The organism is Paenibacillus polysaccharolyticus (genome assembly GCF_900102085.1).
In the GTDB taxonomy this organism is placed as follows: Bacteria; Bacillota; Bacilli; order Paenibacillales; family Paenibacillaceae; genus Paenibacillus; species Paenibacillus polysaccharolyticus.
The window spans coordinates 1-14,836 of sequence record NZ_FMVM01000002.1 but is presented as its reverse complement, the minus strand read 5'-3'; the positions used below and the strand labels follow the sequence as shown (position 1 = coordinate 14,836).

The window sequence follows — 14,836 nt, the reverse complement described above, 5'->3', positions numbered from 1 at the left end:
AAGTTATCGCACTTTCGTGCCCGGCCAACATCCATCATAGATGCGATCCATCGTAATTACGTTACCGTAGAGGTCAATAATTAGATCCTTGGCTCTATGTGCATGCCTCATTTCGATCCAATAGCGGTTCTCCAACAATCGAGTGAAGTTGTCCACCAGAAACAGCAACCGATTTTCGCTATGAATTAACTCCTTGCCTAATACTTGGGGTAGCCATATGGCTCCATTTGAGTTAAAGCGGTTGGAGTAGTCTCGCACGTCGGCAAGGGGCGCGATACCTGCCTCGTCAAGCTTGCTCCAGAACGTGTCCGCATCACTTCGAACCTCGGCAAGATCTATACCGATCATTGGCAGATGCTCATATTCGCGTTGATGATGCAATTGCTCCTTTAGATGACTGAATACGAAGGGCCATACATCGGCTTCGATCTGACTTCCCCACTTTTTCCAAAATCGTGCCAGATTGTTCTTGCGGTTAAAATTGCGATGAATACCGCTGCTTCGTTCCCAGTGATAGGCTTGAATGTTAGGATTAATAACCGTATCATAACCCGCTTCTCTGGCGCGCATCTGATAATCAAAATCTTCATATCCGTTGAAAAACTTTTCATCCAGGCCGCCAATCGTCTCATAAACTTCCCGTTTCATGCCAAACATCGCAAATACAACAAGCTGCACGGAGAATGTCTCCTTCGGGATATCATCCGGGGATGCGTTCAGAAAAAGATGGCGTCCAATCGAGACAGCAAAGGCGATACCACAATGCTGCACACCGCCAGTCTGCGGATACAACAGTACGCCTCCGATCATACCGATCGTAATATCCGTGTCGAGTGTCTCCTTCATCATCGTTTGCCAATGAGGCTGCAATATCGTGTCGGAGTCGAGGAAAAAGATATATTCTCCCTTAGCAAGATTCAGGGCGCTGTTAATGGATACGGCGCAGCCAAGCGGAAAGTCATGCTGAAGAATATCAATGGTCACACCTTCTCCAACCTCTTGTTTGAGTTTATCCAGGTGCTGGAAGACGACAGAGCCAGATCCATCGTTGATAAAAATAATTTGTGTTGATGGGACGACTGTTCGAAGCAGCGAGTCTGTAAACAGGTTCAGAATGTTATAGTCCTGATTGACCGGTACAATAATCGTGTAAAGCATATAATTCCTCCTCATGAAGTTAATTTTGTTGGAACCCGTTGGTTAAGATTATGAATATGTGCAAGATATAACTACTTGTTCTCTGTCGTCCTCCTCCACTCTAACTTTGTCTTAATTTGGTAATGATTTGAATCTAATAGAAATTTATATCATTTTTTGGAAGTTTTAAATCTTAAATTCTGAACACTATCAATATCTGAATCTCTTCATAAATCAAAAAAACTCTCGATGGGCCCCTCGCATCTAATGCGAGAAACCGATCAAGAGTTTTTAGAAGTTGCTCTTCATTTATTAAATACGCCAATAATTGCTTAACTTTATGCCTTTGCAGGCAACCAATCGGACTCTTTGGCACCCAGATTCGTGATGAATTGTTGCAGTGCATGCGATATCCATTTGCGGGCATGAATAACAAGCTGAATTTCCAGTGTAAAGTCCGTATGAACCAGTGGTAATACCGAGAGCTTCTGTCGTTGGATCTCATCCATGGCAATCATACGAGGTAAAAGCGAGATGCCCGGCCCAGCCATAATACTTCGTTTAATGGCCTCAGGACTTCCCAGCTCAAGTCCCACTTTGTAGGGAATAGCGTTGGTTCTAAGCACTTTCTCCAGCAACTGCCTGTAATTGCACGAATCCTCCGGCATGATCCATTCTTCATCGGCTAAATCACTCAATGTTACCTCGGATTTAGCTGTAAGTGGATGGTCTGAATTCACGATAAGCACCAGCGGTTCCTCGCGAATCGTAATCCATTGTAATCCGGATTCCGGTGAAGCATTGGCCAGAATAAGACCCACGTCTGCCTCCCCTTCTCTGACTTTTTGTAGAATCAGATCTTCCCGATCGGTCTGTAGCCGAATGCCTAGCTCGGGATATTGTTTACGTGTCGTTTGAATGGGCACCGGCAGATAATAAGAAGCAAGCGAGTCCATCGTAGCAATGGTAAGTGATCCGCCGCCCTGTTTGGTCAGCTTCTCCTGAGAATGTTCAAATATCTCCAGAAGCTGTCCAGACAACTTAAACAGCTCTTCTCCAGCCGAAGTAAGCCGGATTTTATTGTTATTAAAACGTTCGAATAGTTTGACCTGATAAATTTTCTCCAGCTTTTGAATCTGGGTTGTCACACTTGACTGGGCGTAACCAAGCTCTTCGGCCGCTTTGGTAAAGCTCTGCCTCAATGCCACCTCACGAAAGGTTTGAAAATAATTCAAATCCATCATTTATTCCCTCACATCATCGAAATTATTGATAACACCTATCATCTATTATAGCTAACTATGATACCTTTTCCCATGGTAAAGTGAATGAAATGGAATTCCAACATACATTTGGGGGTAATACGATGTTAACCGAACAACAGATTCAAGGTATTTATATACCTGTAATCACACCTTTTACCAAAGAACGCGAACTTGATCTTCCTTCGTTCCAAAACTACATCAAAGTTATGGCTAACAGTGGCATTCATGGCTTGGTGATTAATGGTACGACTGGAGAGTCACCTACCGTGACATGGGATGAAGTAGAACAGCTTGTGAAGGCCGCGAAGGAAACTCTGAGCAGCATCAACTCCTCCGTACCCATTATGGTTGGAACTGGAACCAATGATACCGCTTCAACGGTGGCAAGAACCAAGAAAGCTGCCGCACTCGGAGCCGATGCTGTTCTTGTCGTTACTCCATACTATAACAGACCCACGGAAGAGGGCATTTACGAGCACTTCCGCATGGCAGCCAGCGTGGGCATACCCGTGATGGTATACGAAATTCCAGCCCGTACAGGGGTTAGAGTTTCCATAGATATGATGAAAAAAATTATGAACATCGATGGTGTTATTGGTCTTAAGGATAGCACAAATAACCTCGATCTTATGACCGAACTGGTACGTTGCGGCTCGAAGCCCATTTTGTGTGGAGATGATACCTTCTTCTTCGATATGTTAACGAGAGGTGCAGCCGGCGGCATGATGGCATCGGCTAGTATTAATCCAGAGCGGTTCCTGGAAGTGTATAACCGTTTTGTGGCTGATGAAAAAGAAGATGCCTACCGTCTCTATACGCAGTTGCTTCCGTTCATTAAGAATCTCTTCGAAGAGCCTGCGCCTGCCATGCTGAAACATCTGCTTGCGCAGCAAGGCATTATCGCTTCTGCACAGCTGCGCCTGCCTCTCATGCCAGCATCTGAACAATTAAAAGCAAAGATTGCACTGTAAAATTAAGTGGAACACCTCTATAGAACATAGCCACAGATAGCCATAGGTCGAAATATAAAAAGCCGCAGTTTCATCTGCGGCTTTTGCTGTGCACTTGTTTAACACTCCATAGAAGCAACAACGTAAAAATGCTTGATATCCTGCTTCTTTTTCAGCTCATCTCGTAACAAAACCGTGATAGAACGTGTCCACAACAAGTGCAGGCGCAGCATTTCTGGCGATATTGCCATGGATCACTTGTTGCCACGTCAAGAAAAGAATTGAATACAGAACATCTACAATCCACGTTTTGTCCACATCCGAACGAAAAAAGCCTTTTTCTTGAAGTATACCAATGGCATGAAGCACCGGTTGTCTCAGCTTCTGATCGGCCCCTTCAATCTCGGCATTATAATTGACGGTTGCATCGTGAGCCAGAAAATATATCTTATCCCCAAGTGGAATTAGCGCTTCAATCAGCTCCGGGATATAGTGTTCAACCCGCTCCTCATCGAGCTTGACGTGTTGCAACGTCTCGTTAACAACATCAATTGCACGCATCGCCAAGTGAATCATCAGTTGCTCACGGCTCTCCACATATCGATGTAATGTGGCAATTCCGATGTTCGCGGCTTCAGCAATGTCGTTCATCGACGCATTGGGCTTCTCGATCAGTAATTTTGTGGCTTCATCCAGAATGGCAAGCATTCGATTTTGCTTAAATGTTAACTTCTCATTTTTCATCTCTAACGGCACCTCGGAACGAATAGACTATTACTTTTTATTTTGGTCATAGGTACGTGACTTTGGTTCTTTTTCTGATTAGTCAAAAGTGATGATGTCCATTTCAAATCAGAGGTCAAGCTAGTCTACTTTCGCTCCATAGGAGCGTGCAATCAGAACCGCCTGTTCGCGATCCATACGTACACCCTTTAAATCTAGTGATTTCAGATCAATGCCATCCAAGATTGCCCCCCGCAAATCCGCACCCTGTAGCTTTACCTTACTCATGGATACTCTCGTGAGGTCACAATCACGCAAATCCGCTTTGCTTAAATCGGATTCAGCCAGATCCGCTTCAAAAAAACGAATCCCTCGCAAATCCTGTCTCCCAAGTCGCGTATATCTCAGATTGGTATAAGACCAATCTCCTTTGACAAGTGTAATGCCGTCCATCTGGGCACCGGAAAAATCCGATCCCGTCATCTTGCAAGCTGTAAATTTGGAAGCAAACAGGTTGGCACCCCCAAACAGGCAATTCTCAAATGCAGACTCCGTATGTATGGAACCATTCATGGATGCCCCTTTGAAATCACATTCAATAAAACGGCAATGGCTTGTTTCGACTTCTTCCATGGAGGCATTCATGAACGTGCAATGCTTGAACACACAGCTAATTAGCTCGCCGTAACGCAAATCCCGCCCCTCAAAGTGAACGCCCTCATATTCCTGATCCTTATATTGATACATGGATTACACCTCATTTGGTATCGTGTTAACGTCGTAGTCATTTTAAATAACAACTCATTCTACTATACCATATGAGATCACTTCATTCAGTGAAGTGCTTTCGACATTCGATACATGGATACAGCAGGTTTACTAATCACTCCCACTTTGTTGTACCCCAGACGTTCATAGAGCTTGATGGCACCTGCATTCTCCTGTTTGACGGTTAAGGAAGACTTTGCAAATCCTTGCAGAAGCGCCTGTTTCTCCGCATGACGGATCAATTCTGTCCCGATCCCAAGCCCCCTGCTTTCTGGTAGAGCGGCAATAATTCCGATGTGATATTCATCGTTCTCTGCCTCTTTTAACGTCACCATCGTATAAAACTCCTTCCAGTTACGCAGGTTGTATCCGATCAGCTTCCATTTGTGTATGTCAAACAGCTGTGAAAACGTCGGCCATGCCAGCTTATTCATCAGTGTCGTTGGATAACACATGATCATGCCGAGTGTTTTCCCCTCCCGAACCGCTTCGTAAGCGTACTCGTGACTAAACCGATTATTTCGGGACTTCCAGAGCTTCTGGAAGGTCTTATCTATAACTGCGGGCTCCCTGGAACCCGCCAATGAATATTTCATGTAATCAAGCGCCATCTCCGTTAGTTTTCCTCCGACGGCGGTTTGCGGATTTGCTTTATAAATAGATATTTGGCTCATGGTGATCACTCCTCATGTATGCTTAGTAAGCTCTCTTCTCTTCGATCTTAAGATTTGGACGGATATGCTTCGGATGTCATGCCATCTACAAAAACGTTCACCGCTTGAATGGATATCCCAGTAAGATGTTCAACCTGGTCAATGACCTTTTGCTGTAACTCTCTGCAAACCTCGTGTACTTTACTACCGTAATGAACAATGATTTTCACGTTAATCTCCACGCTATTGTCTACTCTGCGAATGACAATACCGTTATGCCCGCTACGACCGCTCCATATTTTGCCAATACTTTCAACCAATCCAGCCGACATGGAAGAAATTTCACGGGTAGCACCTGTTATTTTACCGACCATTTTAGAGATGACTTCATCGGATATTTGGATCTGACCTAACGTTTGATGATTCATCATATGAATCGCCTCCATTTTTTGATAGTAAATACTATCATTTAATCAAAATATATATCATTCAAGAACTGAATTCAACTATTTCTGCATAAAGCAAAAAAAAAACCGCATCAATTGCGGTTTTTTGGCTTCTCTATATTAGGTGTTCATTCTATAAAAAGATTCGCTGAAAGGCTAACTCCCGAATTCATTCTGCATTTGATGAGCTACAAGTACTCGTTAAACCAGGCATTCACCTGTTCGAAGCTATCGACTCGAAGAGAAGGTTTGCCACTTTTGAGCAGTGAATGATTAGAACCCGGGTAGCGGATCAGCTTGGTTGTTTTTCCATAACGCTTCAATGTCGTGTACAATTCCTCCGCCTGAGCTATCGGTGTTCGATAATCCTGTTCCCCGTGCATGATAAGCAACGGAGTTTTGATGTTGTGCGCATGAGCAAGCGGCGATCGAGACCAGAGATATGCAGCATTCTCCGCAGGATTCCCCCCAATAACACCCTCCACGTAAGAAATCCCGATGTCGCTTGTGCCGTACATGGATAACCAGTTGGAGATACAGCGTTGTGTCACTGCTGCTTTGAAACGGTTTGAGTGAGCGACAATCCAGTTGGTCATGACCCCGCCATAACTACCGCCAGCAACACCCAAACGTGATTCATCTATGATCGGATGTGCAGCTAACACTTCGTCTACCGCTTCCATCAGATCCCGATAATCACCGCCAGCGAAGTCTCCACGACAAGCTCTGGCGAACTCCTGGCCATAACCTATGCTACCTCTAGGATTAACCCATAATACAGCATAACCTTCTGCGAGAAGTGTCTGCATCTCATGACTGAATGCTCCGGTATACATCGCATGAGGTCCACCATGAATCTGTAAAATCAAAGGTAACTTACGATCAGATTGCAGTTCATCTTCAATCTGAATTCCGGACGATGGAGCCGTTGCACCCGTAGCTTCAGTCCAATCTGCATCTTTCGTTAAATCAGGCATCGCTAGCCAGCCTTGAATCCGCCAACCGTCCGATGAGGTGAATTCCACTCTTGCCGGTACGTTAACCATTCGTTCCCCCATAAATTCATCATTACGATGAGTGAGTCTGACCATTTTACCGCTTTTCATGCCGACGGTGTACAACTCTCCTGGATGCTTATCCGTGAGCGCAGCTACAACCAAAGTCTCTTCATCTGCAGAGATCGTATACTGATAAACATCTTTTTCTCCTGCAGTTGTGATCATTTCGCAGTTTCCATCGGACTGAATTCGGTATACATCGACATTACCGTGATGTGTGCCTAGTACATATACTCCCGGTTGAGAAGATGAACGACTAATGATTGGCGAAGGAGAGGCGCTTGCCGACTTCATATCCCCCAGTGCAGCATTACCGATGTGCATATCTAGCTCAGGTGCGAATAGCCTGGGTATCCCCCGATTCACGGGAAGTGTAAACAGCTGATGATGACTTCCACTTCCGTATTTACGATCGCTTGCAATCAGAATTAGTTGTTTTCCATCGGCTGTAAAAGAAAATTGGGTGATCTGGAGACTGGAATCCGTAACTTTGAAAGGTTCTTCAACTTTTCCTGAGTTTGCTTCAATGCTGGTCATATACACGTCCGTATGATGAAGCAAATCCGGATCTGATCCTGCTTCTTCTACTTGTTTGGAGATAAATGCAAGTTTCAGGCTGTCCGGTGACCAGACGGGGGTAGTGATGTTCCATAACCCGGAGGTTATCTGCTTGATTAGTCCACTCTTGATCTCGTAAAGAAACAAATGGCTGTACTGACCATCCCACCAACCTGATCCCTCAGCTTTCGGCGTAGTGCGCTCGTAGACTTTTCCCCGCAATGTTGCTTCTGGTTGCCGTGTTGCTTCATCGTTAGCGTCTTTCGCCGACTCATCGGTTGATAATTGAGCTGAATTCATCTGAGCTTTACTCGTAAACGCAATATACTTCCCGTCGGGAGACCAGACGTAACTCATGATTTTACGTTCAGGAGATATGAGCATGGATGGTTCTGTACATTCCGTATGAACAGACCAAAGTCCTTTTCCAGCCTGAGTCGATCGAATAAACGTCAACTTGTTGCCGTCTGGTGACCATGCAGGAGAGGAATCCTTCGTTCCATCCGTCAGCGCTACATCTTCTGTCCCATCCAGCGAAATCCCCCGAATTTGTGTGTTATATTCGTTCTTCGCCCGATCAATCGTTTGTTCAACGTAGGCTACTTGTCCATTTGCACTGATCACTGGCTGACTGATCCAGCGGTAGTGATAGAGATCCTCCGGCGTAATCTGGCTTTTTTTCATATCCATAACTCCCTTCCGTTATGATTTCTGAGCTGACTCTGTTCGAGGATCAAGCACATCCCGCAACCAATCGCCGAGGAAAATAACACCCAGCACAGTAAACGTAATAGCTAGTCCCGGAAATGTAGCAACCCACCAGCTCGTGGCTACATACTGCCGTCCGTCACTTAACATGCCGCCCCACGATACATCCGGTGGTTTTATTCCAAGTCCCAGAAAACTCAGCGACGCTTCCATGATGATTGTTGTTCCTACATTCATACCGCAGATGACAATAAACGACGACAATACGTTAGGCAAAATATGCTTGATAATCAGCCGTCCATTTTTGGCACCAATCGATCTGGCGGCAAATACAAAATCCCGCTCTTTCATACTAAGCACTTCACTACGAACTACACGGGTGAATGGCACCCAGTTGGTTACACCGATAACAAAGATCAACGTGGTCATCCCTGGACCCACAATAGCCATCACCACTAACATGAACAGAATCGTTGGTATCGCCATGAATGCATCACCCACACGCATAATAATGGCATCCAGCCACTTTCCATAGAATCCGGATATCAGACCCAGAACGGCTCCGATTATTCCGGAGACTATGACGGCGCCCATACCTACAATTAAAGACACGCGTGCGCCATATACAATACGGCTCCACATATCTCTGCCCAGATTGTCCGTTCCCAGCCAGTATTCGGCCTTCCCGCCTTCAAGCCACGCAGGTGGTTTGAGACGGTTCAGCGGGTTGACCGCTGACGGATCATGACTCGTTAGCAGAGGTGCGGCTATTGCAATCAGGACAACAACCAATACGAGCACTGCACCGATGAATCCGGTCTTGCTGATGATTAGCTGTTGCCAGATGGATCGAATTCCGGCAATCGTACGCGAACTTCTGTTGTCCGGTTCGGTAACCAGAACATTTGTTTCATCGTTGTCTCTCATAGATCGCACCCCCTTCTAGTCATATTTGATACGTGGATCCAGCAGTCTGTAGGACACATCCGTGAGAATATTAACAACCACTACAATGAATGCAATCACAAACACGGCTGCTTGCACAATCGCCATATCATGTGTATTTACGGCCACAACTAACAGTTGACCCAAGCCTGGCCAGGAAAATACGGTTTCTGTAATCAAAGTACCTCCGATCAGACTGGTAAACTGCAGACTCATAATGGTCACAACCGGAATTAAACCGTTACGGAACGCGTGCCTCGCGATCACTGTCATTCGTCCCAGTCCTTTACTGCGTGCTGTGCGAATGTAATCTTGATTCAGAATCTCCAGCATGCTGGATCGGATTAGCCGTGTCATCTGTGCAGCAAGTCCCACCCCCAGCGTAAAAGCGGGCAGAATCAGATGGGATAAACCTCCGCGACCCGAAACCGGTAAAACGCCCAGCACAACGGAGAATAACAGAATGAGCATAATGCCCATCCAGAAGTTTGGCATCGCTTTGCCAATCACCGAAATACCTGAAATGAGAAGATCGGTAAATGTATTTCTTTTCACTGCCGAGATCACTCCCAGCGGAACAGCCATCAATACTGCAAATAACATGGCAGCCGCGGCAAGTTCAAAGCTTGCAGGCAATCGCTCTAACACAAGCTCAAGTGCAGGCTGACCGTAACGAAAGGATTGACCAAAATCTCCCTGAATGGCATTACCGAGAAATTTCATATACTGCGCGTATAAAGGCTGATCGAGGCCCAGTGCCTGCGTCAACACAGCCCTGTCCTCTGCTGTAGCGGTCTCAGGTAACATCAGAGCCACAGGATCACCCGTGACCCGAACCAGAATAAAAACAATTAATGAGACAATAAACAGCACCGGAATGACCTGCAGTAAAGATTTGAATACGTATTTTCCCACTCCCGGCTCACCTCCTCTTTCCAAAAAAGAACGGCAGGAACTTGTTCATCCAGTCCCTGCCGTTCACGGCTTACTCATGCAATGACAGGTGGTATTAGCCTCTGTTACTTTGCAACAGGTGTAATCTCATCCGCATAGAACATCTCATCACTGCGTGGTGCAAAGTTCACTTTGTCATTGGTTCCATAGACGCCTTCCATCTGATACAAATATACGGCAGGGCGCTCTTCTGAGAAAATCTGTTGTACTTGCTGATATTCTTTCTCACGAGACTCAGGATTCATGTTTACAAGCGCAGATTGCAGCAACTTCTCCACTTCCGGATTGTTGTAGTCCGATTCCCCTTTGGCTTCTTCCACCATATAGCGGTTATAGTTGTTGGACGCGTCAAACAGGGAGTTACCGATTCCGATCATGAAAATTTCTTTAAATGATTTGGAGCTATAACGCTCGCTGAATGCACTCGGCTCAAGCACGTCCAGATTGATTTTGAATCCGGCCTGATCCAGCATGGCTGCAACAACCTCAGCTTGTTCCTTGTACTGAGAAGATACGGAGATGGTCATCTCGGCCGTGCCTTCAGCGTAGCCTGCCTCTTTTAGCAGTTGCTTTGCTTTTTCCAAATCATACAATGATGTCTTATACAGTGACGGGTCAGCTCCGAAGTTTCCAGGTGTTACAGATGTACGTGTAACGATCCCTGCTCCCCCGGCAATGCTGTCTACGATCCCTTGTTTATCAATCGCCAGATCAATGGCTTCACGAACTTTTGGATCAGCTGTAATGCTGCCTTCCGTTTGACGGAAGATCAGTTGCAGAACACGCTGAATAGGTGCTTTCACAATTTTTTTGTCTGCTTCGCCTTCAATACGTGCAATATCTGTTGATGGGATGGATGACGCAACGTCAACTCCGCCAGCAAGCAATTCAGATACACGTGTGGAAGCCTCAGGGATGACACGGAATACCACTTCATTCCACTTCGGCTCACCGCCGAAATAGTTTTCATTTTTCACGAGCTCAATCCGGTCGTCTTTGGTCCATTTGCTGAACTTGTATGCGCCAGTACCCACCGGCTCTTTCAGGAACGTGTCCATGCCCTTGTCTGCAATATATTTGGAAGGCAGGATGCCAGCGCCCATTTTGGACAAGCGATTGAGCAACAACGGGTCTGGACCATCGGTAATGATGTCTACCGTATGCTCATCCACCGCTTTGACTTCAACGATGTTTTTGAAATAACTATTTTGCTTCAGCGTATTATCTTTAGCGACTCTCTCCAGCGTGTACTTCACATCAGCGGAAGTGAACGGGTCGCCATTGTGGAACGTTACACCTTCACGCAGCTTGAATCTCCACGTTGTATCGTTCACTTGCTCCCATGAAGTAGCGAGCGCAGGAACTTTTTTCTGCTGACTGTCGTTTTTGATTAAATAATCAAATACATTTACAAGCACAGCTTCACTCGCGGTATTGTTATTGTTGTGTGGATCAAAGCTTTCGATATCCGTTGCCGCCGCAATTGTTAACGTGCTACTGGCAGCTGCACTTTCGCTTCCGCTTCCTTCAGAGGTTGCATTGTTCGTCGTACCTTTACTGCCCCCACCACAAGCACTTAACACCATCACGATTGCCAGCAAAGTAATCCACAAGCCTGTCCATTGTCTCTTTTTCATTGTGATTCTTCCCCCTTGGAAGTTGTATTCCTTGCCAAAAATTCAAGTGCAATTGCTGACAACAAGCCTACGCCGTAAGGCATGACCGTTTCGTCAAGATCAAATCTCGGATGATGAAGCGGATACCGTGTACGCTCCTCTTCATTTCCCGATCCTAACCGGAAAAACACACCAGGCACATGTTCGCAATAAAAAGCAAAGTCTTCCCCGCCTGTCGACGGTTTGATGTAACTCCACCCCTTCTGCGCATTCACCTCTTCACAGACCTCTGTGAGCAGATCAACCATGCCAAGGTCATTCACAACAACCGGATAACCGTCACCATAGGTGACTTCACATGCCGCTCCGAAAGAACTGCAGACACCGTTCACGACTTGTTTGATCAGAGATGGCATCCGTTCACGCACTGCAGGAGATAATGTGCGGACTGTGCCAATCATCTCGACTTCAGGTGCTATAGCGGTACCCATATAACCTCCGGTGATTTTACCAATCGTGACCACTACAGGTTCAAGCGGGTCCACCATACGGCTGGCGATGTTTTGTAGCGCAGTAATCACCTGAGCGGATACGGCGATCGCATCAATACCTTCATGCGGACGAGCCGCGTGACCTCCCTGACCCACAATCTTGATGACGAGCGGATCAGCCGAAGCAAAGGCAACTCCCTGGCTCACCCCAACTGTTCCCGTATCCTGACCGGGTGTCATATGCAAGCCAGCAATGGCATCCACCTTTGGATTCTCCAGCACGCCGTCCTGAATCATGGCTCTTGCACCGGCTAGTCCCTCTTCCGCAGGTTGAAAGATGAATTTAATATTACCGGATTTCGGTCTGCCAAGCCCTGTGAGTAGTTCAGCAGCACCCATCAGAATCGATGTGTGTGCGTCATGACCACAGAGGTGTGCCTTGCCCTTCACCGTTGAGCGATATTCCACTGATTTTTGATCTTCAATCGGCAATGCATCCATATCTGCTCGAAGTGCAAAGGTAGGGCCATCTGTTTCTCCGCGAAGCAGGCCAGTTACACCTGTCTTCCCAACATGACGAGTAACCTCAAGTCCAAGGCTTTCCAGATGTTCGGCCACAATAGCAGAGGTGCGATGCTCCTCATAACCAATCTCCGGATGGCGGTGCAGGTCTCTGCGCCAGGCACTTAACTTCGCTTGTAGCGGCTGAGCCAGTTGTATTAATTCAGATTGCTTCATTGGATCTCATTCCTTTCCTGTTGCTCGGATTCCGACACCAAGCGCGCATAGATGGCATCAGCCGAGAATTCGATATGCCTTTTCATCGTATCCCGTGACCTTACGCTGTCTCTTGACTTAAGTGCTTCAAGAATCTCCATATGTACTTCGTAGTTTACGGAACGAATTCGGTCATCGTAAGGCATCAGATCGAGCGCCGGGTTAATCTTCGTTCGAATTTGTCTGACGGCTGTTTCACAGTATGGATTTCGTGATGCTTTGGCTATGGTTAGATGGAATTTCACATCCAGTGCCCTGAACCATTCCCGTGTGCAATCCGGCTCGATACTTTGCTCCATATAGTTATACAACTGTTCCAGTTCGCCTGCGGTGATCCGCTCAGCAGCCAGAAAAGCCGCCTCCGGCTCAATAATGGTCCGGTAATCAAACACCTTGAGCATCTGAGCCCAGCCTTGTTTGATCTCTTCTCTTGTCCGTTTATGCGAATTGGTCGTGAGTGGCAGAACAAAAGTTCCACCTTTGGCTCCAACTCTTTTTTCTATCAGTCCTTTATCTTCCAGTGCTGAGAGCGCTTCGCGAACCGTAATACGGCTTACATCAAACATCTCGGCTAAATCCCGTTCAGCGGGAAGCTGCTCCTCACTCATCAACTCTTTTAGAATAATGGCTTCTTCCAGTTGTTCCCGAATAAATTCACTAACCTTTTTAGTCGATACTTTTTCGAAATGAAAGGAGAATGGATTAGACATCTGATCACTCCGATCTGTATATGGTCTAGACCTTATACCATTAATATAATTCCGACTAAACTGATATGCAATACTTTTTTTGCTAAAATCCAACATTTATTTTAATCCCCCATATAGATCACTCTCTCCACATCGAAATTAAACTCTATCTATAAAGAAAAAACCAGCTAATGTTTGTCAAGCATTTCAGCTTGGATGAGTTTTCTTTTCATGTTATACTTTTTTCGACCAATGCAAATAACCTCCACTGCTATGGAGGTTTTGGTTAAATATGGATTATACTTGGTAGGGCTGGCCCTTCTGCAAGATGGCGAAAATGTGATGCAACAGCTTGTTTGCGCAGGCGATCACGGCCACCTTGTAGGGCTTGCCCTCTTTTCTTTTTTTCTCGTAGTACGAGCGGATTCTTGCATTCGCATTCTTTCGCATTCCACATTGCACCGCTAAATATAGCGAACGTCTGAGCCTTTTAGAGCCTCGTTTCGTGATTCGTGTACTTGTCGCTGTGAACTTTCCTGAACTGAAAATCCCGGGGTCAAGGCCCGCAAACGCTACAAGTTGCTTCGCATCTCTAAACTGTTTCACATCACCTAGTTCAGCTACAATGGCTGCGGCCAGTTTCGTTCCAATTCCCGGAATACTTCTCATTAGTTCCACTTCAGGCAGATTTTCTGCGAGTTCCTCCATTTGTTTTTCGAGTTCCTCCAGTTGCCGAATCATCGCGAGCAATAAAGAGATCATTCCAAGCAGTGCCTTGCTTTGAGCAGGGCTACGCCGAATTTCTCTCCACTCATTCAGTACTTCCTCCAGTTTTCTCGCTTTTTCATGGGCCCATTGCTTGGAATGGGATCGTCCCAAATTACCCTGAATGACTTCATTCCAATTCGTCACACTTCCCTCCAAACAATGAGACAGCACGGTCAATGATGTTGTTGAAAACACATTGTAAAATATCTGCTCATACGCCGGAAAGACTTGCTCCAGCAAGGCTCTGCTGTTCAGCTTCGCCTGCACAAAGATTCCCGTGACAAACTCATGCTGCCGAGTCAAATGCTGTAGTTCTGTAAACATCTCATC

The 14,836-nt window shown here is 46.1% G+C and carries 14 protein-coding genes; 1 reads left to right on the top strand and 13 read right to left on the bottom strand.

Translation table 11 applies throughout. The features are described 5' to 3' along the window. Positions 1-3: 3 nt before the first annotated feature. Complete coding sequence (locus tag BLQ13_RS02620; RefSeq protein WP_167375622.1) at positions 4-1,158, bottom strand: glycosyltransferase family 2 protein; 1,155 nt, start codon at positions 1,156-1,158, stop codon at positions 4-6. A gap of 317 nt (positions 1,159-1,475) precedes the next feature. Further along, the gene (locus BLQ13_RS02615; protein WP_312027612.1) at positions 1,476-2,381 is read right to left on the bottom strand and encodes a LysR family transcriptional regulator; all 906 of its coding nucleotides are present in this window, start codon (positions 2,379-2,381) and stop codon (positions 1,476-1,478) included. Positions 2,382-2,503: 122 nt separating this feature from the next. On the opposite strand from BLQ13_RS02615, the gene dapA reads away from it, so the two are divergent. Continuing rightward, complete coding sequence (gene dapA, locus BLQ13_RS02610) at positions 2,504-3,373, top strand: 4-hydroxy-tetrahydrodipicolinate synthase (protein ID WP_090915753.1); 870 nt, start codon at positions 2,504-2,506, stop codon at positions 3,371-3,373. A 156-nt stretch (positions 3,374-3,529) separates the two neighbouring features. Here dapA and BLQ13_RS02605 read toward each other — a convergent pair whose 3' ends face one another. The 11 genes from BLQ13_RS02605 to BLQ13_RS02555 all read right to left on the bottom strand — a co-directional run. Then, positions 3,530-4,096 (bottom strand): TetR/AcrR family transcriptional regulator, encoded by a 567-nt coding sequence (locus BLQ13_RS02605; RefSeq protein ID WP_090915751.1) that lies wholly within the window; start codon positions 4,094-4,096, stop codon positions 3,530-3,532. 120 nt (positions 4,097-4,216) lie between these two features. Beyond that, positions 4,217-4,822 carry a pentapeptide repeat-containing protein gene (locus BLQ13_RS02600; RefSeq protein WP_090915749.1) on the bottom strand — a complete coding sequence of 202 codons (606 nt, stop codon included), beginning with the start codon at positions 4,820-4,822 and terminating at the stop codon, positions 4,217-4,219. 86 nt (positions 4,823-4,908) lie between these two features. Continuing rightward, a complete protein-coding gene (locus tag BLQ13_RS02595; RefSeq protein WP_090915747.1) occupies positions 4,909-5,517 on the bottom strand; it encodes a GNAT family N-acetyltransferase in 609 nt (202 codons plus the stop codon). A gap of 47 nt (positions 5,518-5,564) precedes the next feature. Further along, positions 5,565-5,927 (bottom strand): Asp23/Gls24 family envelope stress response protein, encoded by a 363-nt coding sequence (locus tag BLQ13_RS02590; RefSeq protein ID WP_167375621.1) that lies wholly within the window; start codon positions 5,925-5,927, stop codon positions 5,565-5,567. A gap of 203 nt (positions 5,928-6,130) precedes the next feature. Next, positions 6,131-8,242, bottom strand: coding sequence for a S9 family peptidase (locus tag BLQ13_RS02585; RefSeq protein WP_090915742.1), 2,112 nt, complete (start codon positions 8,240-8,242; stop codon positions 6,131-6,133). Between the two features lie 18 nt (positions 8,243-8,260). Continuing rightward, positions 8,261-9,193: an ABC transporter permease gene (locus tag BLQ13_RS02580; RefSeq protein ID WP_090915740.1), complete on the bottom strand. Its 933-nt coding sequence runs from the start codon at positions 9,191-9,193 to the stop codon at positions 8,261-8,263. 15 nt (positions 9,194-9,208) lie between these two features. Then, on the bottom strand, positions 9,209-10,126 hold the full coding sequence (locus BLQ13_RS02575) for an ABC transporter permease (RefSeq protein ID WP_090915738.1): 918 nt from the start codon (positions 10,124-10,126) through the stop codon (positions 9,209-9,211). 104 nt (positions 10,127-10,230) lie between these two features. Then, complete coding sequence (locus BLQ13_RS02570; RefSeq protein ID WP_090915736.1) at positions 10,231-11,802, bottom strand: ABC transporter substrate-binding protein; 1,572 nt, start codon at positions 11,800-11,802, stop codon at positions 10,231-10,233. Continuing rightward, a complete protein-coding gene (locus BLQ13_RS02565) occupies positions 11,799-13,010 on the bottom strand; it encodes a M20 metallopeptidase family protein (RefSeq protein WP_090915733.1) in 1,212 nt (403 codons plus the stop codon). Before BLQ13_RS02565 ends, BLQ13_RS02570 begins: the two co-directional genes overlap by 4 nt. Then, positions 13,007-13,759: a FadR/GntR family transcriptional regulator gene (locus tag BLQ13_RS02560; protein WP_090916460.1), complete on the bottom strand. Its 753-nt coding sequence runs from the start codon at positions 13,757-13,759 to the stop codon at positions 13,007-13,009. The genes BLQ13_RS02565 and BLQ13_RS02560 overlap by 4 nt, the downstream gene beginning before the upstream one ends. A 276-nt stretch (positions 13,760-14,035) precedes the next feature. After that, on the bottom strand, positions 14,036-14,836 hold an 801-nt coding region (locus BLQ13_RS02555), incomplete at its 5' end, for an IS110 family RNA-guided transposase (RefSeq protein ID WP_090915731.1).

Bases quoted from the DNA above. Each gene is read 5' to 3' on its own strand.
- dapA (WP_090915753.1), top strand. From the start codon at position 2,504: ATGTTAACCGAACAACAGATTCAAGGTATTTATATACCTGTAATCACA.
- BLQ13_RS02620 (WP_167375622.1), bottom strand. From the start codon at position 1,158: ATGCTTTACACGATTATTGTACCGGTCAATCAGGACTATAACATTCTG.
- BLQ13_RS02570 (WP_090915736.1), bottom strand. From the start codon at position 11,802: ATGAAAAAGAGACAATGGACAGGCTTGTGGATTACTTTGCTGGCAATC.
- BLQ13_RS02605 (WP_090915751.1), bottom strand. From the start codon at position 4,096: ATGAAAAATGAGAAGTTAACATTTAAGCAAAATCGAATGCTTGCCATT.
- BLQ13_RS02600 (WP_090915749.1), bottom strand. From the start codon at position 4,822: ATGTATCAATATAAGGATCAGGAATATGAGGGCGTTCACTTTGAGGGG.
- BLQ13_RS02560 (WP_090916460.1), bottom strand. From the start codon at position 13,759: ATGTCTAATCCATTCTCCTTTCATTTCGAAAAAGTATCGACTAAAAAG.
- BLQ13_RS02565 (WP_090915733.1), bottom strand. From the start codon at position 13,010: ATGAAGCAATCTGAATTAATACAACTGGCTCAGCCGCTACAAGCGAAG.
- BLQ13_RS02580 (WP_090915740.1), bottom strand. From the start codon at position 9,193: ATGAGAGACAACGATGAAACAAATGTTCTGGTTACCGAACCGGACAAC.
- BLQ13_RS02585 (WP_090915742.1), bottom strand. From the start codon at position 8,242: ATGAAAAAAAGCCAGATTACGCCGGAGGATCTCTATCACTACCGCTGG.
- BLQ13_RS02590 (WP_167375621.1), bottom strand. From the start codon at position 5,927: ATGATGAATCATCAAACGTTAGGTCAGATCCAAATATCCGATGAAGTC.
- BLQ13_RS02615 (WP_312027612.1), bottom strand. From the start codon at position 2,381: ATGATGGATTTGAATTATTTTCAAACCTTTCGTGAGGTGGCATTGAGG.
- BLQ13_RS02595 (WP_090915747.1), bottom strand. From the start codon at position 5,517: ATGAGCCAAATATCTATTTATAAAGCAAATCCGCAAACCGCCGTCGGA.